Origin of the sequence: Rosenbergiella gaditana, assembly GCF_018494065.1 — a bacterium.
GTDB classification, from domain to species: domain Bacteria; phylum Pseudomonadota; class Gammaproteobacteria; order Enterobacterales; family Enterobacteriaceae; genus Rosenbergiella; species Rosenbergiella gaditana.
On the sequence record NZ_JABBFR010000047.1, the window covers coordinates 1 to 2,410 of the forward strand.

Below are 2,410 nucleotides of genomic sequence, written 5' to 3' on the forward strand. Positions count from 1 at the left end.
TAATCATGAACGACCGAATATGGCACTGAATGGTTTTACACCGATACAGCATATTCAACGTGTTAACTGATTCTACTTATTACCTCCGTTAAAAATGGGGGGATTACCCCCGTATCTCTAATATTTTCGACGAATAAGAACTTAATGATACCTTTCCTGAATGCTCTTAGAAAAGACACAGGGAAAACCTACATTACTTAAACTGGACTCGAGAGACGCTGTAACTTCTTTATGCCAGAGAATTGGACTATTAAAAGCTGTATTTTGGTCTAAAAGAGTTGAAGTATTTTGAATTTTCACGATAACTATTCCTTGAAACGAGATAAATCATTCTTGGGAAGCTCAACTTTTAATTTGATGATTAATATTTCTAATCTTATTTTTTTTAATTAGTGAAAGAATTAAAATTACAGTTACAGTCTGAAATACTGAAAAAATAGTTATGGCTGGTTCAAGACCATACTTATCTGCAAGCGCACCGCTCGCGATCACCGGTAGAGAAAAACCTATATAGGCATAAACAAATAATCCCGCCGTTGCCCTGGCCTTTTCATTACCTGCCGTCAGAGAGAATGCAGAAAGTGATGAAAGATATGTAAAACCATAACTAGAAGCACTCGTGATCCCCGTACCAATGAGGATTAGAGAAATAGAGGAGGTCCAAATGCCACCCAAGATGACTATAAATCCCACTACCGTCATGATCATTCCTGAAGAAAGCGCATTTTCTCTACTACATCTTTTTGCCGCTGGCTGACAAAGAAAACCCACAAATATTGCAAGAAAAACTACTAACCCACTGTATTCATTGAGTTGAAGTCGAGTCAACTCAAGTGGAATAACCGCGATAATCATTCCGGTCGTAGCCCACGCAGCTGACATAGCAAGACCATACACAGAGGTGTTGACCGGGTAAAAGGGAAACCTGAATAGGGACACATTTCGGCGCCGTAAAGATAGCGGCATCGTCTTCATTAAGAGAATGACCGTTAAGGCTATGATGAAAAAGATAATAAAGCTAGCGGGTAACAGCGTTTCTCCCTGAACTTTAAGGCTGATACTTGTTGCCAATGCACCACTCCCGAATCCTAGGGAGGTTGCGGATGTGACGATTAGCGGAGCCCGGAGTGATTCGTCTCCTTCCATAATTTCAGACATGTATGCAGTACCGGCGGTAGTAATTAGCCCTGTGCCTATTCCAAGTAAAACCCTAGCAAAAAAGAGGCTTACCCAGTTTGGATACATTACCAACAAAGCGGTTGCCAGAACTCCAAGTGCCAGAGCGACTGCAACGGGAATCCTTCTTCCAATTCGGTCGGACAATCCTCCCAGGAAAAGCAGGGTTGGCATCAGACCGGCGACATAAGCTGCAAACGCCAGAGTCACTGCGGTGGCACCAACACCACTTTTAGCCGCATAGGCGCTGTACAAAGGGGTCTGAAGATTAACAGCAAATGTGCCAATGAACAGTGCTATTGTTAGTAACACGATATGTAACTTTGCAGACATTGTACGCTCCCTGCCATTAAAAAAATTATGAATATAATCCGGTCAGTTTCCTATAGTTCCCTATCCAAGAGTGCTAGGACACATTAGATCAATTAAATTAATCAGCGCAACTTTTTTTTAACAAAAAAATCTATTCATTATCTAAGTGAATACGACTCCTCGATGAAATTTCCTGGTAAATTAGTGATATATACAAATTTAAATAAAGCATTCCCCATTTTCAAACGCTGTAATGCAAGGATTTTTTGTTACAAGCGCTATTCAACACAAGGAAATATATAAAAATAATTTGATATTATGACGACCGGATTGAGGCCGTTCGCCATACGGAAGTTATCTGTAGCCGGTACAAACTAATGCTCGAATCAATTATTCTCAGAAATTACGGTAAGGAAGAAACTTTCCGGAAAGGGTAACTTCCACCCTGTCGCCTGTAGGCGAAGCAATTTTTTGTATGTCCATGGTGAAATCGACCGCACTCATAATCCCATCGCCGAATTCCTCCTGGATAATTTCTTTTAAAGCGGGTCCATAAACCGAAATAATTTCTTGCCATCTGTAAATGAGAGGATCATTTTTAAGCGAATCAGCCTGACACCCTCGGGCAGGAATTTGCTGAAGCCACTTCGTATCCTCGTCATCCAGCTGAAAGATTTGCGTTATTTTTTGAGCCTGATCCTGACTAAATTTCATATTCCCTAAGCAGGCAGCTGCAGTCCATTCCTTGGAACATCCGATTTCATCTGCAACATCCTTCCATTTAATACCGTTAATGACTTTTTGACATAAAATACGTTTGGTAATTTCATCTCTCATTATATATTCCGGTAATGACTCCAATTAGTAGAACATATATTTTTCAATGAAGGCCCCGATGACTTTTTCATGTAGCTCTATTGTG

2 protein-coding genes are annotated in these 2,410 nt (G+C 40.5%); both read right to left on the minus strand.

What is annotated here, in order from left to right; all coding sequences use genetic code 11:
* Nucleotides 1-342: 342 nt before the first annotated feature.
* A complete protein-coding gene (locus HH682_RS15325; RefSeq protein WP_214238350.1) occupies nt 343-1,509 on the minus strand; it encodes an MFS transporter in 1,167 nt (388 codons plus the stop codon).
* 375 nt (nt 1,510-1,884) lie between these two features.
* Entirely contained in the window at nt 1,885-2,325 is a 441-nt protein-coding gene (cynS, locus tag HH682_RS15330; protein WP_214238351.1) for a cyanase, read from the minus strand.
* Between the last annotated feature and the right edge of the window lie 85 nt (nt 2,326-2,410).

Bases quoted from the DNA above. Each gene is read 5' to 3' on its own strand.
- HH682_RS15325 (WP_214238350.1), bottom strand. From the start codon at position 1,509: ATGTCTGCAAAGTTACATATCGTGTTACTAACAATAGCACTGTTCATT.
- cynS (WP_214238351.1), bottom strand. From the start codon at position 2,325: ATGAGAGATGAAATTACCAAACGTATTTTATGTCAAAAAGTCATTAAC.